Annotated in this window: 25 protein-coding genes, 1 tRNA gene, 1 pseudogene and 1 riboswitch; of the genes and pseudogenes, 5 read left to right on the top strand and 22 right to left on the bottom strand. The window is 39.9% G+C overall.

What is annotated here, in order from left to right; genetic code table 11:
- Positions 1–763: NADH-ubiquinone oxidoreductase-F iron-sulfur binding region domain-containing protein (locus ACP5NR_RS01905; RefSeq protein ID WP_428005863.1), on the top strand; the 763-nt coding region annotated here is incomplete at its 5' end.
- A 274-nt stretch (positions 764–1,037) separates the two neighbouring features.
- On the opposite strand, the gene ACP5NR_RS01900 is transcribed toward ACP5NR_RS01905, so the two are convergent.
- Together ACP5NR_RS01900 and ACP5NR_RS01895 are read right to left on the bottom strand one after the other, a co-directional pair.
- On the bottom strand, positions 1,038–2,297 hold the full coding sequence (locus ACP5NR_RS01900) for an MFS transporter (RefSeq protein ID WP_428004527.1): 1,260 nt from the start codon (positions 2,295–2,297) through the stop codon (positions 1,038–1,040).
- A gap of 10 nt (positions 2,298–2,307) precedes the next feature.
- Positions 2,308–2,823, bottom strand: coding sequence for a transcription repressor NadR (locus tag ACP5NR_RS01895; RefSeq protein ID WP_428004526.1), 516 nt, complete (start codon positions 2,821–2,823; stop codon positions 2,308–2,310).
- A gap of 260 nt (positions 2,824–3,083) precedes the next feature.
- Between ACP5NR_RS01895 and ACP5NR_RS01890 the strand changes: the two genes are divergently transcribed.
- Together ACP5NR_RS01890 and hcp are read left to right on the top strand one after the other, a co-directional pair.
- Positions 3,084–5,006 carry a S8 family serine peptidase gene (locus ACP5NR_RS01890; protein WP_428004525.1) on the top strand — a complete coding sequence of 641 codons (1,923 nt, stop codon included), beginning with the start codon at positions 3,084–3,086 and terminating at the stop codon, positions 5,004–5,006.
- 153 nt (positions 5,007–5,159) lie between these two features.
- Positions 5,160–6,827: a hydroxylamine reductase gene (gene hcp / locus ACP5NR_RS01885; protein ID WP_428004524.1), complete on the top strand. Its 1,668-nt coding sequence runs from the start codon at positions 5,160–5,162 to the stop codon at positions 6,825–6,827.
- A gap of 18 nt (positions 6,828–6,845) precedes the next feature.
- Here the strand turns inward: hcp and ACP5NR_RS01880 are convergent, their stop codons facing one another.
- The 20 genes from ACP5NR_RS01880 to cobO all read right to left on the bottom strand — a co-directional run bounded on the left by ACP5NR_RS01880 (position 6,846) and on the right by cobO (position 24,261).
- Positions 6,846–7,535: a Crp/Fnr family transcriptional regulator gene (locus ACP5NR_RS01880; protein ID WP_428004523.1), complete on the bottom strand. Its 690-nt coding sequence runs from the start codon at positions 7,533–7,535 to the stop codon at positions 6,846–6,848.
- A gap of 102 nt (positions 7,536–7,637) precedes the next feature.
- Positions 7,638–8,795 carry an MFS transporter gene (locus tag ACP5NR_RS01875; protein ID WP_428005862.1) on the bottom strand — a complete coding sequence of 386 codons (1,158 nt, stop codon included), beginning with the start codon at positions 8,793–8,795 and terminating at the stop codon, positions 7,638–7,640.
- A gap of 353 nt (positions 8,796–9,148) precedes the next feature.
- Complete coding sequence (gene argF, locus ACP5NR_RS01870; protein WP_428005861.1) at positions 9,149–10,081, bottom strand: ornithine carbamoyltransferase; 933 nt, start codon at positions 10,079–10,081, stop codon at positions 9,149–9,151.
- Positions 10,082–10,093: 12 nt separating this feature from the next.
- A complete protein-coding gene (gene ackA, locus ACP5NR_RS01865) occupies positions 10,094–11,302 on the bottom strand; it encodes an acetate kinase (protein ID WP_428004519.1) in 1,209 nt (402 codons plus the stop codon).
- Between the two features lie 15 nt (positions 11,303–11,317).
- Entirely contained in the window at positions 11,318–12,262 is a 945-nt protein-coding gene (fba, locus tag ACP5NR_RS01860; RefSeq protein WP_428004518.1) for a class II fructose-1,6-bisphosphate aldolase, read from the bottom strand.
- Positions 12,263–12,283: 21 nt separating this feature from the next.
- A complete protein-coding gene (locus ACP5NR_RS01855) occupies positions 12,284–12,850 on the bottom strand; it encodes a LemA family protein (protein WP_428004517.1) in 567 nt (188 codons plus the stop codon).
- Positions 12,850–13,512, bottom strand: a complete 663-nt coding sequence (locus ACP5NR_RS01850) for a winged helix-turn-helix transcriptional regulator (protein WP_428004516.1) — start codon at positions 13,510–13,512, stop codon at positions 12,850–12,852. Before ACP5NR_RS01850 ends, ACP5NR_RS01855 begins: the two co-directional genes overlap by 1 nt.
- Positions 13,513–13,590: 78 nt before the next feature.
- On the bottom strand, positions 13,591–14,637 hold the full coding sequence (locus ACP5NR_RS01845; protein ID WP_428004515.1) for a sensor histidine kinase: 1,047 nt from the start codon (positions 14,635–14,637) through the stop codon (positions 13,591–13,593).
- The gene (locus tag ACP5NR_RS01840; protein WP_428004514.1) at positions 14,600–15,280 is read right to left on the bottom strand and encodes a response regulator transcription factor; all 681 of its coding nucleotides are present in this window, start codon (positions 15,278–15,280) and stop codon (positions 14,600–14,602) included. Before ACP5NR_RS01840 ends, ACP5NR_RS01845 begins: the two co-directional genes overlap by 38 nt.
- Positions 15,281–15,506: 226 nt before the next feature.
- The gene (locus ACP5NR_RS01835) at positions 15,507–16,649 is read right to left on the bottom strand and encodes a class I SAM-dependent rRNA methyltransferase (protein ID WP_428004513.1); all 1,143 of its coding nucleotides are present in this window, start codon (positions 16,647–16,649) and stop codon (positions 15,507–15,509) included.
- On the bottom strand, positions 16,646–17,527 hold the full coding sequence (locus ACP5NR_RS01830) for a hypothetical protein (protein WP_428004512.1): 882 nt from the start codon (positions 17,525–17,527) through the stop codon (positions 16,646–16,648). The genes ACP5NR_RS01835 and ACP5NR_RS01830 overlap by 4 nt, the downstream gene beginning before the upstream one ends.
- 66 nt (positions 17,528–17,593) lie before the next feature.
- Positions 17,594–17,669 (bottom strand) — tRNA-Val (locus ACP5NR_RS01825).
- Positions 17,670–18,133: 464 nt separating this feature from the next.
- Entirely contained in the window at positions 18,134–18,619 is a 486-nt protein-coding gene (locus tag ACP5NR_RS01820) for an ECF transporter S component (RefSeq protein ID WP_428004511.1), read from the bottom strand.
- A 10-nt stretch (positions 18,620–18,629) separates the two neighbouring features.
- Positions 18,630–19,292 carry an alpha-ribazole kinase gene (locus tag ACP5NR_RS01815; RefSeq protein WP_428004510.1) on the bottom strand — a complete coding sequence of 221 codons (663 nt, stop codon included), beginning with the start codon at positions 19,290–19,292 and terminating at the stop codon, positions 18,630–18,632.
- Positions 19,293–19,313: 21 nt separating this feature from the next.
- Positions 19,314–19,994 carry an adenosylcobinamide-GDP ribazoletransferase gene (locus ACP5NR_RS01810; RefSeq protein ID WP_428004509.1) on the bottom strand — a complete coding sequence of 227 codons (681 nt, stop codon included), beginning with the start codon at positions 19,992–19,994 and terminating at the stop codon, positions 19,314–19,316.
- The gene (gene cobU, locus ACP5NR_RS01805; RefSeq protein WP_428004508.1) at positions 19,991–20,476 is read right to left on the bottom strand and encodes a bifunctional adenosylcobinamide kinase/adenosylcobinamide-phosphate guanylyltransferase; all 486 of its coding nucleotides are present in this window, start codon (positions 20,474–20,476) and stop codon (positions 19,991–19,993) included. Before cobU ends, ACP5NR_RS01810 begins: the two co-directional genes overlap by 4 nt.
- Complete coding sequence (locus ACP5NR_RS01800) at positions 20,473–21,444, bottom strand: aminotransferase class I/II-fold pyridoxal phosphate-dependent enzyme (protein WP_428004507.1); 972 nt, start codon at positions 21,442–21,444, stop codon at positions 20,473–20,475. The genes cobU and ACP5NR_RS01800 overlap by 4 nt, the downstream gene beginning before the upstream one ends.
- On the bottom strand, positions 21,445–22,317 hold the full coding sequence (cbiB, locus tag ACP5NR_RS01795) for an adenosylcobinamide-phosphate synthase CbiB (RefSeq protein ID WP_428005860.1): 873 nt from the start codon (positions 22,315–22,317) through the stop codon (positions 21,445–21,447).
- On the bottom strand, positions 22,314–23,735 hold the full coding sequence (locus ACP5NR_RS01790) for a cobyric acid synthase (RefSeq protein WP_428005867.1): 1,422 nt from the start codon (positions 23,733–23,735) through the stop codon (positions 22,314–22,316). Before ACP5NR_RS01790 ends, cbiB begins: the two co-directional genes overlap by 4 nt.
- 13 nt (positions 23,736–23,748) lie before the next feature.
- Entirely contained in the window at positions 23,749–24,261 is a 513-nt protein-coding gene (gene cobO / locus ACP5NR_RS01785; RefSeq protein ID WP_428005859.1) for a cob(I)yrinic acid a,c-diamide adenosyltransferase, read from the bottom strand.
- A gap of 75 nt (positions 24,262–24,336) precedes the next feature.
- Positions 24,337–24,509, bottom strand: a riboswitch (cobalamin riboswitch).
- A 156-nt stretch (positions 24,510–24,665) separates the two neighbouring features.
- Between cobO and ACP5NR_RS01780 the strand changes: the two genes are divergently transcribed.
- Entirely contained in the window at positions 24,666–24,965 is a 300-nt protein-coding gene (locus ACP5NR_RS01780; RefSeq protein ID WP_428005866.1) for an ABC transporter substrate-binding protein, read from the top strand.
- A pseudogene (locus ACP5NR_RS01775) lies at positions 24,928–25,107 on the top strand (oligopeptide/dipeptide ABC transporter ATP-binding protein); the annotation flags it as partial. The gene ACP5NR_RS01780 and the pseudogene ACP5NR_RS01775, both read left to right, overlap by 38 nt.
- Positions 25,108–25,243 lie beyond the last annotated feature (136 nt).

Genomic DNA, 25,243 nt, shown 5'->3' with positions numbered 1-25,243 from the left:
ATTCGCGTTAGTTGGGAAGGTAAACAACACGGGACTTGTGGAAGTGCCGATGGGCACGACTCTGAGAGAGTTGATCTTTGATATAGGCGGAGGGATACCGGGCGGAAAGCGGTTCAAGGCAGTCCAGACCGGAGGGCCATCTGGAGGGTGCATACCGGAGGAATATTTAGACACGCCGATAGATTACGACTCATTGACGAGTTTAGGAACGATAATGGGTTCTGGCGGAATGATAGTGATGGACGAAGACACATGCATGGTAGATGTGGCGAGATTCTTTTTGCAGTTCACGGCGGACGAATCTTGTGGCAAATGCACGCCATGCAGAGAAGGCACAAGAAAGATGCTCGGCATCCTCGATAAAATAGTTGAAGGCAATGGCACGATGGAAGACATAGAAAGACTTGAAACTCTCGCGGTCACAATAAAAGACACCGCCCTCTGCGGACTTGGACAGACTGCGCCGAACCCTGTTTTATCCACCTTAAGGTATTTCAGAGACGAATACGAAGCGCACGTAAAAGAGAAGAGATGTCCTGCAAAATCGTGCAAGGCTTTAATTGCGTACAGGATAGATCCTGCCAAATGCACGGGATGCACGGCGTGTGCGAGGGCGTGCCCTACCGGAGCGATAACGGGCGAGATAAAGAAAGTACACACGATAGATCAGGAGAAATGCATAAAGTGCGGAAGTTGCTATGAAGTGTGCAGATTCGATGCAGTTGAAAAATTAGATGCCGTTGAAGTAACAGCGAATACATGATTTAATTATACTAAGAGTTTCAATGAATCATCGCTCCGGCAGGTGCCCCACTCGATGTCTGTCCTCGCTCCGCTGCGAAGGCCATCTCGAGGGCATCCTGCCTTCCGCTTAAATTAAATGAACATTCGACTTTTAAAGTTATTTAAGTATAGCAAGAATTGACAATTTTCAATTGATAACTGTCAATTAAAATAGGTTCACTTCTCACGCTTCACCGATCATTGATCAAACATTCGTTGAGTTAAGTATAATGCCCCTTGGCAATTTAAGGGGCTTATTCTATATTTTCTGCTTTAGTTTCTCTGCCAAGGAATGCGGTCAGAAAGGCCATTAAAAAGGCTAAAATCGAAAACCATATCAGAGCGTGTAAAACGTTGGTCCCGAAAAAGGCGGCCACAAAATAAGGCGCTATTATGCCGGCAATTCTTGCCATCATTCCGGCAGATCCATTTGCGCTGCCCCTGAAAGATGTCGGGAAAAGTTCCGGTGTGTAAGCGTAGATAAGGCCCCATACACCCATGCAAAAGAAACTTGTTACCAATCCGGCAATGATAAGCGTATAAATGTTTGTGACAAATGAAAAGATGAGAGACGAAACGGCCGTTCCCGCAAAAAAGAGAATCAAAGAAGGTTTTCTTCCTATCTTCTCTATGAAATAGGCAGCGCTAAGATATCCCGGAAGTTGTGCAAGAAAGATGAAAAACGTAAACCACAATGCATTTGCCTGTATTCCGGATGCGGAAAGAATCTTTGGAAGCCATGTGAACAAGCCATAATATATCAAACTTATGGTAAACCACGATGACCATACAAGAATAGTGCTTTTAAAATATTTTTTCCCAAAGAGGGCTTTAACCGGAACTACAGGCTTTTCTATCGTTTCTATATCTTCCTCTATACGTCTACCGAAAAGTTCTTCAAGACCCTTTTTGCCCTTTTTCAAAAAAACGTAGCGTGGGCTCTCTTTTATCCTCAAAAATGGTATGAAGATCAAAGATGCAACTAAAATTGAGTAATACACACTTCTCCATGCCGATCCGAATGTAACTGCATACAAACCAATTAAAATACTGCCTACCGCCCAACTTGACTCTAACAAAACGAGATACCTTCCTCTTATTTTTATAGACGTGCTCTCGCTAAGATAGGCATTGACCGAAGGCATAAGACCTCCGTATCCTATGCCTGACAAAAGTCTAAAAATTCCGAAGAAAAGGGGAGAAGGCGAAAATCCATCTATGAACGTAAAAAAGATCGTAAAAGCAAGAAAAAGATTCATCGCAAATTTTCTTCCCGCCAAATCAAGAACAAAACCAGAACTTATCGCTCCCAAAAGCATGCCGGCAAAGGTCAAACTCGCAATCGTACTTGACTGAAATATCGAAAGGTGCCATTCTGAGGAAATGCCTCCTAAGGTGAATGTCATCATCATGACTCCGGCAGCATCGGCCATCCATGCAAGAGAGAAAAGCAGAAGCAGAGACCTTTGAACTTTGGAAGACACATAAAGATCAACGACACGGTCTATTTTCATCTTTATCCTCCTATTTCAAGATGAATTTCTTTTTGTCAAGAATTGATATTATGCGCTTTATGGTCTCTTCATCCTTTGCCTCTATGGTGTGAAGATGTACCCCATTTGAAAGGGATAAAAGAGGCATAGCCGAGGATGTTTCGATCATTCCAATGAACTTCTCAACCTCATCTTCATTTGAGACGTTGATGTTTCCCTTTAGTTCGCCGTAGACGGGATGTTCAACGATGACGTCTAAAACTCTTCCGCCATTTTGAACAACGCACATCAATTCTTCTTTTATTTTTTCTTTTGAATGCTTGACCACGATTATTCTTTTTATGCCGTCATTCTTTTTTATTAACTTATATCCCCTTGCCAGCGAGATTATGTTGTAATTCATCGATCTTAAAACGCCTATATCCTGAACGATTATTTGCCTTGTAACTCCTAAAACTTTAGCAAGTTGATCTCCGCTGATCTCTAAATCTGATTTTGAGAGTAAATCGAGTATTTTTCTTCTTCTTTCTTCTTTTCTCATTGGCATCACCTTTAAAATTTTATCACATGTATATACATATGTCAAGAAAATTAACCATGTGGTTTCATTTTTTCAGAGAGAAAAAGATATATCGAGAAATTCTAAGATAAAATGAGGTATTAGGACTTTCAATCATTTAACTTGTTAAAATCACCATATTTCAATTTATTTTGTCATTTTTATAACTTGACATCAGTGAAAATAAATGAAACGATCAAAGCAAAGAGACTCTATGGGGGTAGAAAAAAATCGAAGGGGGGTTAAATATGAAAAAGATGCTTTTGCTTTGCATGGTGGGTATTTTTCTTTCTCTTGTTTTGTCAGGATGTTTTCTGCTTTCTCCGTCAAAACCCACAAATGTATCTTTAACTTCCGGTTATAAAAGTATATCGATAACGTGGGTGGATAATGCCTCAAATGAATCTTCTTACGAAATCGAGTACAGCGTTGATGGAACCAACTTTTACAGTCTTGTCTCTCTTCCTCAAAATTCAACCTCTTATAACCACACGAATTTGAATTACAATTACACTTACAGTTACAAAGTGGGAGCAAAAAACCAATTTGGAATTACCTGGAGCGATGTGGTGAGTAAAAAACCTCTTGGGCCTGCAACCGTATCGGGAAAGGTAAGCACCTACGTGGGTCAGACCGCCTTTACGCAGTCTGCGGAATTTCCAATCGTTGAAACTAAAAATTTATCAGAAGAACGGTATAAAACGGATGAGATCATAGTTAAATTCAAAAACAATCTTTACGCACAGAATGAAATCGAAAAAATATCCGCCCCATTCAAATTCTCGATCAAAGAAGAATTTCATTCTAAAGACGGTATTTTCGGTTTCACGATTGTAAAGGTTGATTGTCCGGTTGAAGAAGCGGTGAATTTTTTCTCCCAACTTTCAAATGTTGAATACGCCGAACCCGATTACATAGCATCGGAGGCGACTGTTCCCGACGACACTTACTATTCTTACCAGTGGAATATGTCAAATCTTTCCATGCCGCAGGCATGGAGCGTTGAAAGCGGAATGAACACGATATACGTTGCAGTTCTTGACAGCGGGGTTGATTTCTATCATCCAGATTTGGCTGTCAGTAATAACTGCGGTTACGATTTTGTCGATAACGATCCATATGCCTTCGATGAGCGTGGTCACGGAACACATGTTGCAGGCATAATAGCCGCAAAAACTAACAATTCCCTGGGAGTTGCCGGCATGAACTGGGGAGGGCTTTATTCCACAAAAATTTTGGCAATTCGCGTACTTGACAAAAATGGAGACGGTTACTACAGTAACATCGCAAAGGGAATAATTTACGCAGTCGAACACAGCGCAAAGGTCATAAACATGAGTTTGGGAGGCAAAAGTTCATCGACAACACTTTACAATGCCGTCAAATATGCCTACCTTAACGACATTCTTATAGTCGCATCCGCCGGAAACGACGGAACTTCCGGGCTTTTGTATCCTGCGGCTTACAACGACTACGTAATTTCAGTGGGATCGGTAGATAAAAACAACGTCTGGAACTCTTACTCGAATTATGGTTCTAACCTTGAACTCGTTGCGCCGGGAGGAAATGCCTCTTATCCGATACTTAGCACATACTATTCAACATCGTCAGATACCCGTACGTATGCTTACATGTACGGCACTTCTATGGCGGCTCCACATGTATCGGGTCTTATAGCCCTGATGATGTCAAAGGGAATAACGGGAAATTCTTTGATAAGAACGATTTTACATTCAACCGCGATAGATCTTGGATCGAGCGGAAAAGACAATTACTATGGCTATGGCCTGATCAATCCCTATGAAGCCCTGACATACACGAGTTCGTGGGAACCATTGATAGTCTTTGCAGTAGATACATCTACAAATAACACGGCAACCGAGACTTACGTCCAAGAGAATGGAGACTATACGATAGAATGTCCTCCCGGAACTTATAAACTTTACGCATGGCAGGATTTCGATCACACAAATTCGATAACTCCAGGTGATTTTTACGGATACTACAATTACCCATCTTCCACATCTCCGATAGTGGTATCTGTATCGGCAAACGGAAATTACACAAGGTATATTTTCATCAGTGCTTACGTGGATACCACATATAAACCCACGATCACACAGGAAATCATTGATTTTAAAACGGGTTTGATAGAAAAACATTACAGGTAAGTGATTTTTCACCCAGAAAGTCCTTTCTCGTTTTGAGAAAGGACTTTTTTTACAACCCTTTGAAGAGGTTTTAACGTAATATTTGTGATAAAAATCACAGTTCTTTTTAGCAACAGGTGTTAAAATATATGTGAAATCGAGGAGGTGTTATGAATGTTTTGTTATCAGTGTGAGGAAACACTTAATGGAAAGGGCTGTACAAAGGTCGGTGTGTGCGGCAAAAAAGACGACGTTGCAACCTTACAGGATCTACTTATATACACTCTGAAAGGCATATCTTTCTGGGCTTCGAGATCGAGAAAATTAGGTCTCACGGATGAAAAAGCCGATCTTGCCGTCATAAGGGGTCTTTTTGCAACGGTGACAAATGTCAATTTCGATCCTTCAAGATTCATCGAATACATAAAAGAGGATCTCGAAATAAGAGACAATCTAAAGGGAAGATTTCTTAATGCTTACAAAGAGAGATATTCAAAGGATTTCAAAGCGGATATTCCCGATTGCGCCAACTGGGAGGTGACCAATTTTTCAAAAGAAACTCTTCTTTCAAAGGGCGCGGATGTTGGGATTCTTTCAGACAAAATAGACGAGGATGTCAGATCGCTAAGAGAATTCATGATAATAAGTCTTAAAGGCATGGCTGCCTACATGGATCATGCTTACATTCTTGGTTTCAAAGACGATGAACTTTTTGCATTCGTCGAAGAGGCTTTAGATGCAAGCGTAAGTGTAAAAGATGTCGGAACGATGTTCGATTACGTTGTAAAGACTGGAAAAGTCGGACTTAAAGCAATGGAATTGCTTGATAGGGCAAATACCTCCCATTACGGTAATCCGGAACCTACAATGGTGAACATAGGAGTAAAGCCAGGACCTGCGATACTTATAAGCGGTCACGATCTAAAAGATCTCGAAGATCTGCTCGATCAAACGAAGGGGACGGGTGTTAACGTCTACACGCACGGAGAAATGCTGCCGGCAAATGCTTATCCATATTTCAAAAAATACGATAACCTTGTTGGAAATTACGGAAATTCATGGTGGATGCAAAACAAAGAATTTGAAAGTTTCAACGGTCCGATAATAATGACGACCAACTGTTTGACCCCGCCTTCTGAAAGTTATAAATGGCGTGTTTTCACGACAGGTCTTGTTGGATGGCCAGATGTCAGACATATACCTGACAGAACAGGAGATCATAAGGACTTCTCTGCCGTGATAAAGATGGCACTCGAGATTGGCAAAGGCCCTGTTCAGATCGAAAGTGGGAAGATTCCGATAGGATACGCAAGAAATACCGTCCTTGAAGCGGCAGACATGATAGCAAAGATGGTAAAAGATGGAAAGATAAAGAGATTTTTCGTCCTTTCGGGATGCGACGGAAGGTTTAAATCACGCGAATATTACACAACGCTTGCGACAAAACTCCCAAAAGATACCGTAATTCTTACATCCGGATGCGCAAAATACAGGTACAACAAACTCGATCTCGGACAGATAGAAGGACTTCCGAGGATTTTGGATGCAGGCCAATGCAACGATTCATATACATGGATAGCAACGGCTTCCAAACTTGCTGAAATCTTTGGAGCCGAAAGCGTCAACGATCTTCCGATCTCTTTTGATCTTGCATGGTACGAACAAAAAGCCGCATTCATTTTGAATGTGCTGCTTTCTCTCGGCGTTAAAAATATACGTTTAGGTCCAACATTGCCAGCCTTTGTTTCACCGAATATCCTGAATGTGCTCGTCGAAAAGTTCCAGATAAAGCCGAATGGAAATGTCGATTCGGACCTTGAAATGATGATGCAGGGAAAATGAGAAGGGCTTTTGCCCTTCTCATGTTTTCATGGCCATCTCTTTCAATTTGTCGATATCGATTATCGTTACATGATCTTTACTCAGCGAAATAAGATTTTGGTCTTTGAGATATTTCAAAGTTCTTTCCACATTTTCTCTCGAAAGGTTAAGCATATTGCCTATCGTTTCTCTGTTCATGTTGAGGATTATTTTGATATTTTTTCCCTCTTTTGTTCCATCCGAATAGGCAAGATCTAAAAGGAAAAAGGCCACCTTTATAAAAGAATTTCCTATTATTAGATTTTCAAAACGCTGCGATAGGTAAGAAAGCCGGGAAGTTACGTTTTTTATAATTTCTACGGCTATGGCATTGTTTTTCATGAGAAGTTCTTCAAATTGATCTACGTCGATCGCGAGAACCTTTGAGCGCTCCATGGCCTGAGCACTTGCCGGATAAAATTTTTCTTTAAAGAGTAAAGACTCAGCGAACAATTCTCCGGGGTTCAATATCTTTATGATGAACTCTTTTCCAGCAGTGCTCAATTTGAAAATCTTTATCCTGCCGCTTAAGACCATGTATATGTTTTTGCCCGAATCATCCTGAGAAAAAAGTATTTCACCCTTTTTAATTTCTACGATACGAGAAATGCCAACTATTTTTCCCATCATTTCGGCATTCAAACCGGAAAAATATTCGGATTTTTGAATTATCCCAGATATATCCTTCATAATTCACCTATTTAGATCTTATCACAACGGTGACAAAGATATGGCAGAGAAAACAAACCTGCACCTAAAATTGGAGAGAGACACTTCCACTCGACGGCACAATTAAGGTATCTCCGCTTTCATTCGCGATGTTTCTTTTCTCAAAAAGATCAAGAAAATCAGAACGAAAGGTATTATAATGGCAAATGTCAATCTTATCCCCAAAAGTTCTATCACAGCCCCGAAAAGAATCGGTATAAATGTTCCTATTGCCGTTAACACCGAAAAAAAGTAACTGTTTGCTTTATTTCTCTGTTCTGGAGGGAAGGCCCTTGTAATTGCGACCAGTGATAAAGGATAAGTTAGTCCGTGTGGAATGCCGAGAATAAGAAAAGAAACGGCATAAATGACGATGTTGTTAGATAAAACAAGTATTGAAAGCCCCAAAGCGGTTAAAATCGCTGACATGATCATTTGAAAAGGCAGGTTATTTGGAGGCTTTATTGTGAAAATGAGTCTGCTTAAAAATGATGTGGAGAAAAACAGGGAGAAAAGAATGGTAACGATTGAATAACTGACATGGAATGATTCTTTTGCGTAAATACCCCCGAAGACCGTTATCATTGCAAATGGGACGTTGTATATGAGATTGTTTATCACCGATGCGCGAAATCCAGCGTTTTTGAAGATTGGCGTTCTTCTGTCTGAAGAGACTTTTTCAGATTCTTTTTCAGGAAATTTTATGAAAAATGAAGTTATTGCCGCCAAAACTCCGAAAATGGCAAAAAAGATAAAAGATTGTCTTAGCGTGAATTTTGTCAAGATTATCGATTCAATTGCTGGCCCTATTATAAGTGAAAGGCTTAAAGTTAAAGTGTATATGGAAATAATCCTTTCCCTTACCTTTTTGTCTTCGTAAAGGCTCGAAGAAGTTATGATGTTTGGCATCAAAGCGCCCAGCACAAAACCTGTGGCTATTGAAAGTATCCATACACTCACGTAATTTACCATTGAAAAGAAAGGGAAAAGTACAGCGTAAACTATTGATGAAAATATAAAAAGCACTCTTCTTTCCTTCGATTTCAAATTTGCATTTACAAAGCCGCTCATGAAAAAGGTGGATAGCGAAAATACCGCGGATATCAAACCTATAAGTATTTCATTGAAACCGAGATTGTACTTCACAAGTAAAGGAATGGTTGTTGCGAGCATGTTGTTACTCGCACGTACAGAAAAAGTCATTGAAATTATCATAAGAACAGAATACAGAATATTCGTCATCTTTTAACGTCCTTTTAAGCAAGAATTCTCTCACTTCTATAAGTGGTGGGAGCATGTCACAACTAAAAAATCCCTTCTCGATCCGAGAAGGGACTTTGGTTCATTGATCGGTTACTTATTTCTTCTCTTTCTTATCTGGCTTTTTTTCCTGTTTCTTTTCTTTCTTTTCCTGCATGGTATCGCCTCCTTTTAGGCTTGAAACAATTATAAACCAAATTTCATTTTAACATATACCTAATTTATGGCGATTATAAGCAATAAAGAGTTGTTAAAGACAAAAAATCACTTTTAATGGTACTTTCCTACTGATACATCGTGTTATCTCATGTTATCTTGGAACAAAAACGTCCAACTCATCTTGTTGTATGAACAATCATCGATTTTATGGAATGGAGTCTATTTTCGGCTTCCTCAAAAATTGCGCTTTGAGCGCCATGTCCAACATCTTCTGTAACTTCTTCTCCGTAATGGGCAGGTAAACAATGCATGAAAATCGCCGTCGGTTTCGCAAGACTCATTATTTTTGCGTTAACCTGATATGGTGCAAATATCTTTTTTCTTGCTTCGGCTTCGCTTTCCTGTCCCATCGAAGCCCAAACATCTGTGTATATTATATCAGCATCTTTAGCGGCATAAGATGGATCATTTGTGATTTCCACTTTGGCCTGCGTCAACTTCGCTATTTCAAGAGATCTTTCAACAACTTTCTTTTGAAGTTCATATCCCTTTGGTGATGCAACGACGACGTGCATTCCCAATTTTGCACCGGCAAACGCTATCGAATTTGCGACGTTGTTGCCATCTCCGATGAAGGAAAATTTTAATCCTTTGAAATATCCAAATTTTTCTTTGACAGTTACCATATCACCGACAATTTGGGTGGGATGTTCGAAATCTGAAAGTCCGTTTATAACAGGCACACGCGAATATTTAGCAAGATCCTCAACCGTTTTGTGTGCAAAAACTCTTGCCATGATGACATCCACCATGCTTGACAGAACCTTTGCTATGTCTTCCGTCGTTTCACGTTTGCCAAGTTTTATATCGTCAGGTCCTAAATATATCGCATGACCGCCAAGTTGAGTCATAGCGGTTTCAAAGGCGACTCTTGTTCTTAAAGATGGTTTTTCAAAGATCATGCCGAGTGTTTTACCTGAAAGCACATCTCTTCTTTCGCCGCTGTAAAGTTCATCCTTAAGCCGGATCGATGTGTCGATCAATTGATTTAATTCTTCGATCGTCAAATCGTCAATGCTTACTATGCTCTTTCCCTTCATCAGAATCATGAGACTTCCTCCTCATTTTTTTATGTTTTGCGTGATTTTTTGTGTATCACGCGCTATTACAAGTTCTTCATTTGTAGGTACGACAAGTACCTTTACCTTAGAATCGTCTGTTGATATTATTGCCTCTTTTCCGCGAATGTTGTTCTTGTTCGGATCTACTTTTAATCCAAGAAATTCAAGATAAGAGCACACGTCAGCCCTTGTGTACGCAGAATTTTCTCCCACACCGGCCGTAAATGTTATGGCGTCAACACCGTTCATCGCCGCAGCGTATGCTCCGACATATTTTGCTATTCTATAATCGTATATATCGAGAGCCATTTTCGCAGCGTCGTTGTGATCTTCAAGCGCGGCATTTTCAATATCTCTCATATCACTGCTGAGTCCGTTTGAAAGGCCAAAAGCACCGCTTTCTTTGTTAAGGATGCTGTTTATTTCCTTGTAAGATAAATTTTCTTTCTCCTGTAAAAATGTAACGATTGCCGGATCAAGGTCTCCTGATCTTGTCCCCATGACAAGCCCTTCAAGTGGCGTGAATCCCATAGATGTATCGACACTTTTTCCATATTTGACGGCCGCAACGGAACTGCCATTTCCTATATGGCACGTGATTATTTTCATCTCTTCGACGGGTTTGTTCAAAATTTCGGCCGTTCTGTGCGAAACGTAAAAATGAGATGTACCGTGAAAACCATACCTTCTTATTTTATATTTCGTGTAATATCTCAAAGGTATCGCGTAAAGATAGGCTTTTTTTGATAATGTTTGGTGAAAAGCGGTATCGAAGGTGCCAACGTGAGGAACGTCTGGAAGTAACTCTTTTGCCGCTCTTATTCCCATTATATTTGGTGGATTGTGAAGAGGAGCGAGTTCGATGTTGTCTTCGAGTGCCTTCATGACCTTTTCATCTATAAGTACCGATCCTGAAAAAGTTTCTCCGCCATGAACGACTCTATGACCGACGGCATTTATTTCGTCCATGGATTTTATAACTCCTTTTTCTTTGTCTATTAAGATATCAAGTACAAGTTTCAAAGCGATTTTGTGATCTTTGACGGCACTCTCGATCGTGTATTTTTTACCCTGTGCTTTGTGTACCAATCTTGAACCATTTAATCCTATCCTCTCAACTATCCCACTGCATAAGACACTTTCATCTTTCATGTCAAACAGTTGGTATTTCAATGATGAACTTCCAGCGTTGATCACGAGAATCTTCAATTCAAACACCTCCGATTAAACTTTATTGGATGACCCAAGTATATCCATTCTCTGGGCAACTACATTTTTAACAGCCTCTATCGCAGGCTTGAAGAAATCTCTGGGATCTATATCCGATGGTTTTTCATGAAGAGATTTTCTAAGTTCTGCTATAAACGCTATTCTCAGATCTGTATCCGTGTTTATCTTGTTTATACCGTATTTGATGGCTTCTTTGAGGATATCAAACGGAACTCCTTTTGCACCTTCTATTTTTGCTCCGTAAGAGTTGGCTTTTTCGACATCCGCTTCAAGGACACTCGATGCGCCATGAAGTACAAGAGGAATCTTGGTCAATTGTTTAACTTTTCTCAACCTTTCAAAGTCCAATTTCGCTTCTCCTTTGAACTTAAAGGCACCATGGCTTGTTCCGATCGCCGGCGCAAGAAAATCCACGCCCGTCTTTTCGACAAAAATTTTTGCTTCATCCGGATCGACCAAAGTCGCATCTCTTTCGGCAACGGAAACGTTATCTTCGACGCCCACAAGTTTCCCGAGTTCTGCCTCAACTGAAATTTCGGCAGCATGTGCAATTCTCACAACTTCGGATGTGATCTCGACATTTTCTTTAAAAGGTTTTGCAGATGCATCTATCATGACCGATGTAAATCCTGCCCTTATGGCAGCAAGCACATGATCGAGATCATGGCCGTGATCAAGGTGAAGTGCCACTGGAACTGAGATGTTATCTGCATATCTTCTGACCATATCCGCAAGCACTTTCGCGCCTTTCCTAAAATCACCGTTTCCGGCGTAAGACATGGCCCCTTCACTTGCCTGAATTATGACAGGAGATCTTTTTATAACCGCCGCACTTATAATTCCAGCCAAAAACTCTAAACTGTTGATGTTAAATGCTCCGACTCCGTAATATTCGGCATTAGCCTTGTCAAGGATATCTTTTGTACTCTTTACGTACATTGTTTATGCCTCCTTTTCAATTCAAAAATTAAGATCTACTTTTGGTGCGACTTTAACTTCTTCTTCAACTTTGAACAAAGTCATTTCCTCGAATTTAAAAAGATTAGCAACGATATTTGATGGGAAAACGGCCGTTTTTGTGTTGTATCTTGTTACTATGTCGTTGTAAAATTGTCGCGAATATGCTATTTTGTTTTCCGTATCTGTCAATTGCTCCATGAGCATCTGAACATTTTGATTTGCCTTTAGATCCGGATACCTTTCAAATACGGCAAGTAATCTTCCAAGTGCACCCGTGAGTTGATTTTCAGCGTCTATTTTGTCTTTGACATTTCCGGCACTTACAGCCTTCGATCTCGCATCTATGACTTTTTGAAGCGTCTCTTGTTCGTATTTCATGTATCCCTTTGCCGATTCAACAAGATTTGGAATCAAATCGTGACGTCTGTTGAGTTGAACGTCTATCTGCGCCCATGCATTTTGTCCTCTCTTTTTAAGAGTTACAAGAGAGTTGTAAGCCGCGATCAGCCATATCGCGATGATTACCAAAATGACAACCACGGCAATTCCAATTATCCATCCTAACATCAGTTACCCTCCCTTTTATTTGTCCTTTCGACAAGTTTAAGATATGTAACTCCATTTTCAAGAAAGAAAATGAACACAGGTTTTTCTGTTTTTGAAATTATCCTGTTTGCCATTTCAACACCGTGACGATATGAAGTTATAACGATGGCATCAAAATCAATTTCATTCAAATCGTTAACGGATTTTATTGTGAACCTTTGTATTTTATTTCCCACTCTTTTTGAATTTTCATCTATAAACCCTGCAATTTCGATGCCATGACTTTCCATTATCTCTAAAGCCATTTCTCCGATGTCTCCGGCACCGAAAAGCAGTATCTTTTTTAATCTTTCAGAAATCAGATGATTCCAGACGGGCTCAAAATTTTTTTCTGATGCTTTGTACATCGTTAGAATTTCTCTGCTGTAAGATATGTTCAAAATCATCAGTTTGTTTTTGCCTTCAGGCGTAAGATGATACGTCGTATTTCGAGTCGTTGTCCCTTTGATCTCAATTTCACCTTTAGATTCGAGAATTGCAAGGTATTTGTTGACCATTGGAGGAGTTATATCACATTTCATGGCGATTTCTTTTTGAGTTGTTTTTGAATTTTCATCTATTTCAGACAAAATGACAAGTTCTTTGTAATCAGGCATCGTTTTAAAAAACCTTGGTTTTTCCATTTTCACGCTCCAGAGGACACTCTGTTACAAAGTTAATGATAACATTTTTTTGGTTAAAATGTTCAACGATCGTGTGTTTCAACCTTTGAATTCAATTAAAGCCACGACATTTTCGTCAACTTTTTTGATTGAAAATTCAAATCCGTGGTACTCACAAAAGTTATTTACAAATCTCAAACCCGTTCCATAATCCAATTTTTCCGGAGATTTCCCTTTAAAGGTGTTCGAAATTTCTATTCCCGCTTTTCCGGTTTTGATTTTGATCATGCCACCTTGCGAAGTGTATTTTGCCGCGTTGGAAAGCAAGTTGAAGATCACCTGTTTAAACCTTCTTTTATCGGCATTTATCTGAACATTTTCAAATTGAGTTTTGAAAGTTATATTTCTCGATTCAAATACTGCCATAAAAGATTTGAATATTTTTTCCGTTTCTTCTCCGGCATCAAAATTTTCTCGGGAATAGGCAAGTTCATCACCTTCGATGTTTTTGAGATCTTTAAGCACCTCGGAGATATGATCGACACTTATCAGCATTTTATCAACAAGTGGTTTTTCGTACGGTATCACATCATCCTTTAATGCTTCAAGTTCCATTTTGACAACACCAAGTGGTGTCATCACTTCATGGTAAACACTTGATGTCATTGCCTTTCTTGCCATAGATCTTTCAGATAATTTTTCAGAAAGTATTTCTATTTTTTTTGCGAGATCTGATATCTCAGAAGAGAAAGCAACGTTTGAAAAATCTGGCTTCTCGTTTGACTGTATGATTTCGATTGCATTTGATAGTTCTTTAAGAGATTGAGAAATTTTGCTCTGAAAGATCTCTGCCAAAATGATCGAGATCGCCAAAGAAGTACCAAACGCAAAGACAAATGAGACAACTATCTCTACCATCGTCATACGTTTTACGTCATTTATGTTTTTTAGCCTTTGTTCGGAAAAATAAGGACTAACTCCGTAAAAATCTCTACCTATGAATTGGGCCCTTGCAAAATTTTCAAATCTGTTTTCAAAAATTCTTTGCTCGGCAAAGGCCATTAAAATGCCCATTATTGCGACAGGTATTATAACGTATAAGATGAATTTAGTTGATAATTTCTGATTCTTCGATCGTGTAGCCAAGACCCACCACCGTTTTTATCTTTATTCCACTGCCCTCAAGTTTTTTTCTTAAGTTCTTTATGGTTGCGTCCACTATCCTTTCAGATCTTTTACCTTCCCATGCGATGCTGAGCAATTCTTCTCTTTTGCAAATGCTCCCGCGATTTTTGAGCATGAAGTTGATCAATTTAGCCTCGATGGGAGTAAGGTATACCTTTTTTTTATCTGTTACGAGTTCTCTTTCGTTAAGGTGAAAATTCAATTTGGATGTTTTAGAGTCACGGCTGAAAAAATTCTCTACTTTTGCAACCAAAATTCTTGGCGAAAAAGGTTTGGTTATGTAATCTATCGCACCAAGTTTAAGGCCGTTAAGTATGTCTTCCTCGGAATTTTTTGCGGTTACGATTATAAATGGAATACCCTTTAAACTCGCCAACTGAGCAAGGGTCTCTCCGGTTAAACCCGGAAGCATGAGATCAAGCAGCAAAAGATCGAAATTGTCTTCTTTTACAATTTTAGCCGCCTCTATTCCATCGTCAACAAGCACAACTTCATGTTGTTTACCCAGATAAAGAGAAAGTATCTCTCCTATTGTCCTGTCATCTTCAACAAGCAAAATTTTTGCCATATTGGCACCCTTTTTTGTTGCTTTTATGTTTGCCACTCACCTGTTATATGTTTTTCTATACTCTATTGGCCATGTGTTGCGCTTTTGCGTCTGGGCTCCGACAGACACCCTAAAATGGTGATCGGTGAGTAGTGAAGAACGAGCAGTATGATTACAGATTACGCGTCACGAACCATCTCTAATGTCTAAACTCTAATCTCTAATCTCTTTTCTATGTGCTACGAGCCACACGCTACCTGCCATTAGGACATCCTGCCCTGCGCTATATGCCAATCGCTTTCTCAAACCAGAAACACTTGAGATAATTCGTTTCGGGCATTGAGAGTAAATGTGGATGATCGATGGGCAACCCTGTCCAGCAAATAGGTCTTACGATTACAGATTTTTTTGTCGAAGAGTTCATAACGATCTTTTCGATCATTTCAGCATTTACATTGTAAGCACATGAACAAATACATGCATATCCTTTATCTTTCAGATGATCGATGATTTGATCGGTCAATTCCGAGAAAAAATCAACTGCCTTGTTTTTTTCCGCTTTTCTTTTTATAAGCGAAGGCGGATCGGCAATTATGAGATCGTAAAGATCAAGATTTTTAATGTCAAAAGCATCCTGCTCTATGAAATTGACTTTTAGACCGTTCATTTCAGCGTTTTGATGACCGATTTCAAGATCCTGTGACGATATATCGACGGCATCCACATCCATTCCACTTTTAGCGAGATTAAGTGCAAAACCGCCTGTGTATGTGAAAAGGTCGAGTGCTTTCCCTTCAAATGCCAATTTTCTCGCGATTTCCCTTGATTCTCTTTGATCGTAAAAAAAACCTGTTTTTTGTCCTTTTACAACATCGACTAAAAATTTAAGATCGTCTTCTTCTACAATCTGAGTAACTGGCGCTTTCCCATAAAGCAATCCTTTGTTTCTTGATAATCCTTCTTCTGGAAGTGATTCAAAATCACTTCTTTCGTAGATGGAATTCGGAGAATAAACATTAACAAGTGCATCTATTATGGAATTTTTCATCTTCTCAAGCGCTAAAGATCTGATTTGGATTACCAGCGTTTGCCCAAATCTGTCAACCACAAGGCCGGGTATTAAATCACCTTCTGAATTGATTTCACGTCTGTATTGAGAAAGATTTTTTCTTCTCATCGTCGCCGTTTTAAATCTTTTTTCAAAGAATTCGGTATTTATTTCTGCATCTTTGAGCGTTAAAATCTTGATGGCATTCTTTGATTTACCGTTATAAAGTCCTTTGCCGACAAATTTATCATCGTAAAACAAATTCGCTATTCCAGACATTTCATCGGAAATAACCGCTTTTATTTCATCCAGAAAGATCCAAAGATGATGCCTTAGAATCTTTTCCATTCCTCTTTTATTTAATTTTACCACGATCATTTCGCACCATCCAGCATATCCTTTGCCACCGCATACCTATGACCTCTGACGGAAATGTAAAGACCGCTGGCATGTGAGTATTTCAAAATTTCAACGATCAAAAACAGTCCTGCAATTATTATTTTTTCTCTTCCCTTTTCCATGCCGTTTATTTTTGAAAGCTTTTCCAAACTCATTTTCTTCATTTTTTCAACAAGTTCCGTTAAGTCCTCGATCTTGAGAAATTTTCCATGGATAACCGTAGGATCAAATGACCTTCCTTCTATTATGCTTGCAACGGTTGTTCCTGTGCCTCCTACCGAGACAATCGGTCCTGATGGGATTGAAGAAAGGTAAACTTTCAACTGATCGTCAACATCATCGAGTTGATGTGCAACCGGATATGCTTTCACAAAGCGATCGGTTAGCACAACTGCGCCCATGGGTATGCTTTCGAATCTGAATTTTGATTCCGTGTATTTCGCTATCTCAAAACTTCCTCCGCCTATATCGATGACAAGCGGATTTTTTAAATTTGAAAAATTATCGTCTTCCACAACGGATCTGTAAGAAAGCCATGATTCTTCTTCTCCAGTCAAGATGCGAATTTCATCGAATCCTTCGGAGATCTTTTGAAAGTAGGTCTTGTCTATCTTTCTGAAAATTTCGGTACCTGTAATGGCGATCTTTTCAATTCCGTGAGATTGGCAAAGTGTTTTGTATTTTTGGATAACTTCAAAGGCTTTTTTTAAATTTTCTTCTCTTATTTTCCCATTAACGAGATGCCCCAGTCCAACGATGGTAGATGTGTCAAAGAAATAATTGATCCTTGAATTTTCTTTTTCTGCCATCAAAAGCAAGAATGAATTTGTTCCGGCATCTACAACTCCGACTTTCAATTCAATCTCTCCCTTCAAGATCTATCATAGCACAAAAAGACAAAGCGACCCTTTAGGGTCGCCTTTTGGTGAGCGCGGCAGGAATTGAACCTGCTACCTCTTCCGCGTCAAGGAAGCGCTCTACCATTTGAGCTACGCGCTCTTACTTTGGAATTATACCGTGACCTGCTCTCACCACTTATAGAAGTGAGGGCTTCTCGCTCAATAGCATTTGTGCGCTAAGTATCAACGAGCTATCTCCGTGTGCCCCACGGTTCTCGAAATCATGATCAAGTATGCGTAACGCTTAATGCTAATATAGCATCTTAGAAAGAAATTGTCAAGACGTTATACTGAATTCACTTTAAAAGCGGAATGCTTATTTACCGAAGCGGAGAGCAGGATGCCACGATCAGCGAACAGTGACGAGTAAACAGTAAAGGGTGAGATGAAAAGTTTTTCTGATTACGGATCACGCGTTACGCGTCACAAATTTCTCTAATGTCTGATCCCTAATCTCTGTTTTTTCTACCTGCCATTAGGGGCACCTGCCATCGCTGCGATTCGGAATTTAAAACTGGTTCAGTATATCACTTATAGAAGTAGGAGAATTCTTGCTTAAAAATGTCAAGTCATCGATTTCAAAGAAATTTTTGATATCTTTTGGAGAGCGACGTAGATGATGGCGGAAGTTGCTAAATTCAGGACACTTGCAATCGTAAGAGAAGGTAAAAGTCCGATGTACAATCCCCATCCGCCAACAGGTAAAACTATGAGAGGAGCGATTATTCCGTTAAGAATCGTTGCCATTGTTATGCCGAGGAACTTATTTATTCTGTAAAAATACCTGTAAGCGATAGATACAAAAAACATCTCCAACGCCACTCCAGCAGTTAGGATGCCTAAAGGAAAGCCGGCACTTGCGGTGATGATAAGATATCCAAGCATTGTGACAATTGATCCGGGGATATATCCGAGGTAAAGCACCGCTGTAAAACCTGCCGTCGAATCAAAGCCTATGTCTCCAAGAGGACTCGGAATTTTTATCAAAGAACCGACAAACGAAAGTGCAATGAAAATAGCCATTAAAGTTAATTTCCTTGTTTTTGACATAGCACACTCCTCATTCAAGAGATCCTATTTTTTTAATTGGAATGCCAATTTCAGGCTTTCCGTAAGACCAAAAGACAACACAGGTCGATGGCCCGGCACTCTTGTGAAGCCAGGATTCATCATTGATTTTAAGATCAAGTTCGCTATTTTGCGCAAGTAATTTTGCTTCTTCAAAAATTCCTGAAGATCCCACCGGTATAATTTCGCCCACGTCATCGTGATTTCTTAAATTCAAAAAATCATCAAAACTCAAAATTTTATCTTCATATTTTAAAACCTCATCGCCTACAAAAGGATAACCGGCGACAAAAACATCTGAACCCCTGGGGGCATTTCCAATTATGGGATTTCTTACGAAGCCCACGACAGAAATACCGAGACCTGTTTGAGATGTTTTGAAATTTTTTTCTGTCGAAATGACAAGAGGAAGAGAAAATCTTTCGATCATTTTTCTTATTTCATCGATCGCCCCTCGAACATATTCGGGATTGTTAGCAAATTCGGCACTTACGCTTAAAGGTTTTGAACCTATCGATATGACTTCCATCAAAGCAGTTCTTAAGGTGTATCTGGCAATTATCTCTACCGGAACTTTCAGAACATCATCTTTTAGTTCTCCTATTCCGCCGGCCGAATCACATGCATGCACCAAAAAGCCATCTTTGAATTTCATCAAATTCGCATCCCTCATAGATCACCTCAGTTGACATGTTGTGAGCACGACAATTTGAGCAATCTCTTCTATCGATCCAAGCACATCTCCCGTCATGCCTCCTATCATTCGATCTGAGATCAATTTCATGGCAAAGGCTGCAACAAGACCTATTCCGATGAACAAAAGCGTTCTTGGAAAAAACAAAAACGGAACAAGATAAACAGACGCATGGATCAGTGTTTTTAATCTCACAGGGAAGATCGATGCACCCAGTCCTGATTTTGCAGGCTTCGAGAAATAAGCGGTTAACACCATAGCGTAACGGCCTGAAACGGTGCTTGCTAAAATTCCGACAAATGATACCCGGCCAAGCACGTAAGTCATCAGAATCATGTAAAGTGCGCCGACGAGGATAGCCATAGGGCCGGAATTTCCCATTTTCATTATCTCAAGTTTTTTCTCTCTTTGCTTTTGGGACATAAATGCATCTGTCGTATCGAGCAAGCCATCGAAATGAAAAGCGTTGAAAAGGAAATAAACCAAGAAGATTGAAAGTACAATGACGGGCAAAGATCTTCCCAAAATCCAAAATAAAAGTATGTATATCCCGCCCGCCATGTAGCCGACTACGGGAAAATCACCAACGGCATTTGCAGGGTTAACATCTGTTTTTATAGGAATTCTTGTTAAAAACGCTATGGCGCCTGCTATGCCTTTCATTTTATTTTGAGAGGAATTCCCGCGATCATAAAAAACACCTCATTTGCAATCTTTGCAATTTCTTGGTTGAGCCTTCCGAGTGTTTCGACGTAAGTGCGCGTCATTTTATCAACCGAGATAATTCCCATGCCCACTTCGTTCGATACGATTATCTCGTTGCCGTTTAGATTTGCCAGAAATTTTTCTGTTTCTTCTTTCGAATCAACGCCATGATACATGAGATTTCCAATCCATGTGGTCATACAATCGATGACACACGTATCGTAATGCACGGTCATCTTCAAAGTTTTCCACAGATAAAGCGGTTCCTCAAAAGTATCGAAGGTTTCTTTTCTGTCCCTTTTATGCGTTTCTATTCTCGATCTCATCTCGTCGTCAAATGGTTCAGCCGTTGCTATGAAGGCCTTCTTTTCCTTATGCATGGCAAGTTCGATCGCAAAATTGCTCTTTCCGGATCTTTCTCCGCCCGTTATAAGTATCACTTGATCACCTTCCTTAGCGATTCAAAAAGTCTTTCATTTTCTTCCGGCTTTCTTATGGATACCCTTATCCTGTCGTAAAGGCCGAAACTTTCGCAATTTCTCACATGAATTCCCAATTTGTCGAGATTTTTTTGTGCCTCATGTGCATTTTTAACCTTTAGAACGCCAAAGTTGGCATCCGTGAAGATTCCGAAATTTTCGAATTTTTTTGATTCAGCCTTTATCGATTGCATGCTTTTGAGAAGAAAAGTTCCATCATCTTCGATCAAAAATTCAACGAAAGCGTATCCGCAACTTCCCAATGCCCACGGTGATCTGTATTTTTCAAAATGCTTTTTGAAGTTTTCGGTTTTAACGTATCCTGCTCTTACTCCCGGCATTCCATAAGATTTCGTAAAACTTCTCACGACGATGATGTTTGGGTGATCAACGTTCCATCTTGATTTCTCGTCAACGAAATCAACGAAGGCTTCATCCAGCACAATCGTCACCTTATTCGCAAGATCTTCGAGATCGTCACGCATTTTGAGATATTTTCCCGTCGGATTGCTGGGATTACCCAGTATGATCACACTTTTTCCGTTATTCGACAAATTTTTTGCAAGATCGAAAGCGCTATCGAGATCCAGATCAATTTCATTCTTAGGCGGTACTTTGAAGACGCGCTTTGCCGTGTAAGATGCAATTCTTTCATACTCTCCGTAAGACGGAAGCGGAATTACGACGTTTGCGTCATTCATGATTGTAAAACCAACGATCTGAAATGCTTCAGTCGCTCCTGCGAGAATAACGGTGTCTTTGCCAAATTTTTCTTTGAATCTTTCTTCAATCCATTCCACGTAAAGATATTTGTTTGAAATTTCTGCGCAACGCTTGAAAAGTCGATCTTTCCATGCTGGTATGTAAGGATTTACCGATATGGAAAAATCTATAACGCTTTCATCCATAGTACCGCCGTGAAATTCCATCTATCTTGCCACCGTTAAAAGAAAAAATACCGATATAATTATTAAAACCGAAAAAGCGTAAATTCTTAATCCCCTATCCAAATCTTCAATTTCAGGTTCTCTGCCTTCGAATTCATAAACTCCGTGCTTTTCAAATTTAACTCCAAGTATTCCGGAGAATGCACTCATCGGATATGTACCGTTTATCTTTATCGGGCCGTATTTGAAGATGGATCTAAACGCTTTTTTTGGAGAAAACAGGGCAAAAAATGTTGCCGTCAATCTTGACGGAATGAAGTTCAGCGCATCATCGGTACGTGCGGCGGCTTTTCCAAACCATTCAAACTTTTGGGTGTGATATCCGATCATCGCATCCATCGTGTTAACCACCCTGTAAACCAAAGCACCCGGCAATCCAAAGAGTGTGTAATAAAAAAGAGGTGCCGTTATGGAGTCAGATGTGTTTTCTGACAAACTCTCAAGTGCTGCCGATATAAGATGCCATCTGTCAAGTTTTGACGTATCCCTGCTTACTATCATAGAAACAGAATGTCTCATTTTTTCATCATCTTCTACCCTGCACCTTTTAACATGGGCATACAATCCGCGGATCGAAAAAGTTGATTTTAAAAGCAATGCCTGCGTTAAGATCCCTATGAGACCGGGAATAAACATGATCGAAATTCCGACGGAAGCCCATATTGCAACATTTAGGATCAAAAGCATTGTGCCGTAAATAAACCTTACAGCATTTGACTTTGCATCTTTATCGAAATATTTGACGAGCTTTCCCATCCAAACGACCGGATGAATGGCATTCGGATATTCGCCTATCAAAAGATCTATCATCAAGGCTAAAAGGAAAGTCAACGGATCCGGCATAAAAAATTTCATATCAATTTTTCTATGCTCTTCACGTCAATGTTTGATTCAAAAAGATCTGTGAATCTGTCTATTTCCTCTGTAAGGGATGATGTTATTATCTTTCTTTCTTCAAGACCTTTTTCTCTTCTTACCATGTTCAAAAATTCTTGGGTAAAATCGAAATTTCTGAAAAGGCCGTGAAAATACGTTCCAAAGATCTTACCTTTAACGTAGCCATCTTCATAATTCGAATTCTTCCCATTTACATTCTCAACCACGGCAAAAGGGGAAATCGAAGAGGTGTAACGCGAAATTCCGTGGTGAACTTCATATCCTTCTATTTCAATGTCATTTCCGGTAAACTTTTCGTGGCCCTTAAGGTTTGATATACGTTTTTCTTCCACAAATTCAGTTTTCACAGGTACAAGATTCATGCCTTCAACACGTCTTTGACCATCCGAAATTTCTTCTCCGATCATCTGATAGCCTCCGCATATGCCGACTACGTACGATCCTCTTTTGGCGGCCGATTTTATCTCAGAATCGAGTCCTCTTTCTTTTAACCATTCTAAATCTTCAATTGTCATCTTCGTGCCCGGTATCACAACGATATCTCCATCCAATTTTCCATTTTCAATGAAGTGAACACGGGTATTCCAAAGCAAAGGATCGAAATCGTCGAAGTTTGAAATATGTGGAAGATGAATTACATCAACCGAAAGATCGCCTTCTCCATCTTTTTCCCAATCTATCATGGAATCTTCTTCCGGTATTTTGTGCTTGATGTAGGGCATAGTTCCAAAAAATTCGATGTTATACTTTCTCGCGAGTCTTTCAGGATAATCTTCAAGCAGCGACTTGTCTCCCATGAATTTGTTGAAAATATATCCTTTGACAAATTTCTTTTCATCTTCTTCGAGTAATTCAATTGTTCCGGTTATTTGAGCGAAAGCGCCGCCCCTTTCTATGTCAGCGACAAGAATCACTGGGGCATTTACCGATTGGGCTATTTTCATGTTGACGATATCGCGATCTTTGATGTTTATCTCCGCAGGACTTCCGGCACCCTCTATTACGACCAGATCATGGGTATTCATCAAAGCACGCAAAGCATCAACGCTTAGCGAGAGCAATTCGGCTTTTTTCGATTTCATGTAATCTTTTGCACCTGAATACCCATAGGGCTTGCCAAGCACGATGATCTGCGATCCGTTCGTCTCGGGTTTCAAAAGGATTGGATTCATCTTTACCGAAGGTATCTCTTCACACGCTATCGATTGAACGTATTGAGATCTTGCCATTTCACCGCCTTCTATGCTTACGGCCGAATTCAAAGACATGTTTTGAGATTTAAAAGGTGCAACCGTCAATCCCATCCTTTTGAAATGTCTGCAAAGGGCTGCCACGATAAGAGATTTTCCAACACCGGAAGATGTCCCCTGAACCATCAAAACCGACACATCATACCTCTATGCCAGTTCTTTGCCCGACGCCTTTTGTGTAATAATGCTTTACTTCGTGCATTTCGGTCACAAGATCGGCCATATCCATTATCTTTTGAGTTGCGTATCTTCCAGTCAAAACTACCTCTGTGTTTTGAGATTTTGAATTCAGCAAATCGATGACATCTTTTTCGGAGATAAGGCCAAGGTAAACAGCCACATTTAACTCATCAAGTATGACAATATCGTATTTTCCGGAAGACACCTTTTCTCTTGCCAGATTCAACGTCTTTAAAGCGGCATCGATGTCTTTTTTTTCGGGCTTTCCTATTATGAATTCCGGTAGTCCTCCTTGAAAGAATTCTATTTTGAGTTCTTCAAAGGCTTTCATCTCGCTTGTGTACCTGCCTTTGACAAATTGGATAAATGAAATTTTGAGCCCCGCTCCGAAAGCCCTCATGCACAAACCTATTGCAGCCGTTGTTTTTCCTTTGCCATTTCCCGTGTAAACTTGAATGTATCCCTTTTCCAATTCAATCACCTTCCTAAAAAAAATAAAGACCGACAAAATGTCGGCCGATTCCCTTTTGATCATGCCAATACTTCCTCGAGTTATGGTCAACAGGCAGGTCTTCTGGCTTCCGAGTCATTCTCCCTTTGCGCCTTCCCAGTTTCCCAGTGGCATCTTGCAAAGATCGTCTTCGGTTACAGCGGCGGGACCGCGTCGGTTTTTCACCTAACTTTCCTTTTGAACAAAGTACCTGTTGAATGACATGCTCCAACCACTTATAGAAGTAGGGGCTTCTCGCTCAATAGCACTCCTGTGCTAAGTATCAACGAACTATCCCCGTGTGCCCCACGGTTCTCAAAATCATGACCAAGTATGTGTAATACTGATTATAGCGTAGCACCTTAGAAAGGAAATGTCAAGATGTTATATACCAAACAAAATTCAAATTTCGACAGGACGGTAAAACATGGACCTTTCACATTCGAAAGAGTGTAAATTTTGCAAATGGAGATCCGCTGAATGCCGATGCTGTTGTTTATTCGGTTGAACGTGTCTTACAGTTGAAAAAATCTCCGGTTTGGCTTTTCGAGTCGCTTGGTCTGAATTCAGACAACATGAATGAAATGGTAAAAAAGATTGACGATTATACCGTTCAGATGAACCGACTTCCTCGCTTGATGTCACAACAAAGACAAACTTGTAGGTATACCCGGGAGCGTTCCTGATCTCGTCAAACCTCCGGCCGGATGTAGATTTCATTCAAGATGTCCTTACGCAAAGGAAATATGCAAAGTGGAAGAGCCTCAATTTTTTGAAATATCAGAAGGTCATCTTGTCAAATGCCATTTTCCTTTGAACAAAAGATGATTTGATCCGTCTAATGTAGTGAAATACCCCCTATCCCCCTTAATTATAGAAAAGAGCCCTTTATTAGGGCTCTTATTTTTTTAAAAATTATATACTGAACCAGTTTTAAATTCCGAATAATCGCTCCGGCAGGTGT

This window comes from Athalassotoga sp., assembly GCF_049965695.1.
GTDB lineage: Bacteria > Thermotogota > Thermotogae > Mesoaciditogales > Mesoaciditogaceae > Athalassotoga.
Note: the sequence above shows the minus strand (reverse complement) of the source record. Positions and strands in the feature narration are given on the sequence as shown.

What these genes read in the sequence shown, in the direction of transcription:
- ACP5NR_RS01900 (WP_428004527.1), bottom strand. Translation starts at nt 2,297, where the DNA reads ATGAAAATAGACCGTGTCGTTGATCTTTATGTGTCTTCCAAAGTTCAA.
- ACP5NR_RS01895 (WP_428004526.1), bottom strand. Translation starts at nt 2,823, where the DNA reads ATGCCAATGAGAAAAGAAGAAAGAAGAAGAAAAATACTCGATTTACTC.
- ACP5NR_RS01890 (WP_428004525.1), top strand. Translation starts at nt 3,084, where the DNA reads ATGAAAAAGATGCTTTTGCTTTGCATGGTGGGTATTTTTCTTTCTCTT.
- hcp (WP_428004524.1), top strand. Translation starts at nt 5,160, where the DNA reads ATGTTTTGTTATCAGTGTGAGGAAACACTTAATGGAAAGGGCTGTACA.
- ACP5NR_RS01880 (WP_428004523.1), bottom strand. Translation starts at nt 7,535, where the DNA reads ATGAAGGATATATCTGGGATAATTCAAAAATCCGAATATTTTTCCGGT.
- ACP5NR_RS01875 (WP_428005862.1), bottom strand. Translation starts at nt 8,795, where the DNA reads ATGACGAATATTCTGTATTCTGTTCTTATGATAATTTCAATGACTTTT.
- argF (WP_428005861.1), bottom strand. Translation starts at nt 10,081, where the DNA reads ATGATTCTGATGAAGGGAAAGAGCATAGTAAGCATTGACGATTTGACG.
- fba (WP_428004518.1), bottom strand. Translation starts at nt 12,262, where the DNA reads ATGTACGTAAAGAGTACAAAAGATATCCTTGACAAGGCTAATGCCGAA.
- ACP5NR_RS01855 (WP_428004517.1), bottom strand. Translation starts at nt 12,850, where the DNA reads ATGTTAGGATGGATAATTGGAATTGCCGTGGTTGTCATTTTGGTAATC.
- ACP5NR_RS01850 (WP_428004516.1), bottom strand. Translation starts at nt 13,512, where the DNA reads ATGGAAAAACCAAGGTTTTTTAAAACGATGCCTGATTACAAAGAACTT.
- ACP5NR_RS01835 (WP_428004513.1), bottom strand. Translation starts at nt 16,649, where the DNA reads ATGATCGTGGTAAAATTAAATAAAAGAGGAATGGAAAAGATTCTAAGG.
- ACP5NR_RS01820 (WP_428004511.1), bottom strand. Translation starts at nt 18,619, where the DNA reads ATGTCAAAAACAAGGAAATTAACTTTAATGGCTATTTTCATTGCACTT.
- ACP5NR_RS01815 (WP_428004510.1), bottom strand. Translation starts at nt 19,292, where the DNA reads ATGAAATTCAAAGATGGCTTTTTGGTGCATGCATGTGATTCGGCCGGC.
- ACP5NR_RS01810 (WP_428004509.1), bottom strand. Translation starts at nt 19,994, where the DNA reads ATGAAAGGCATAGCAGGCGCCATAGCGTTTTTAACAAGAATTCCTATA.
- ACP5NR_RS01800 (WP_428004507.1), bottom strand. Translation starts at nt 21,444, where the DNA reads ATGGAATTTCACGGCGGTACTATGGATGAAAGCGTTATAGATTTTTCC.
- cbiB (WP_428005860.1), bottom strand. Translation starts at nt 22,317, where the DNA reads ATGAAATTTTTTATGCCGGATCCGTTGACTTTCCTTTTAGCCTTGATG.
- ACP5NR_RS01790 (WP_428005867.1), bottom strand. Translation starts at nt 23,735, where the DNA reads ATGGTTCAGGGGACATCTTCCGGTGTTGGAAAATCTCTTATCGTGGCA.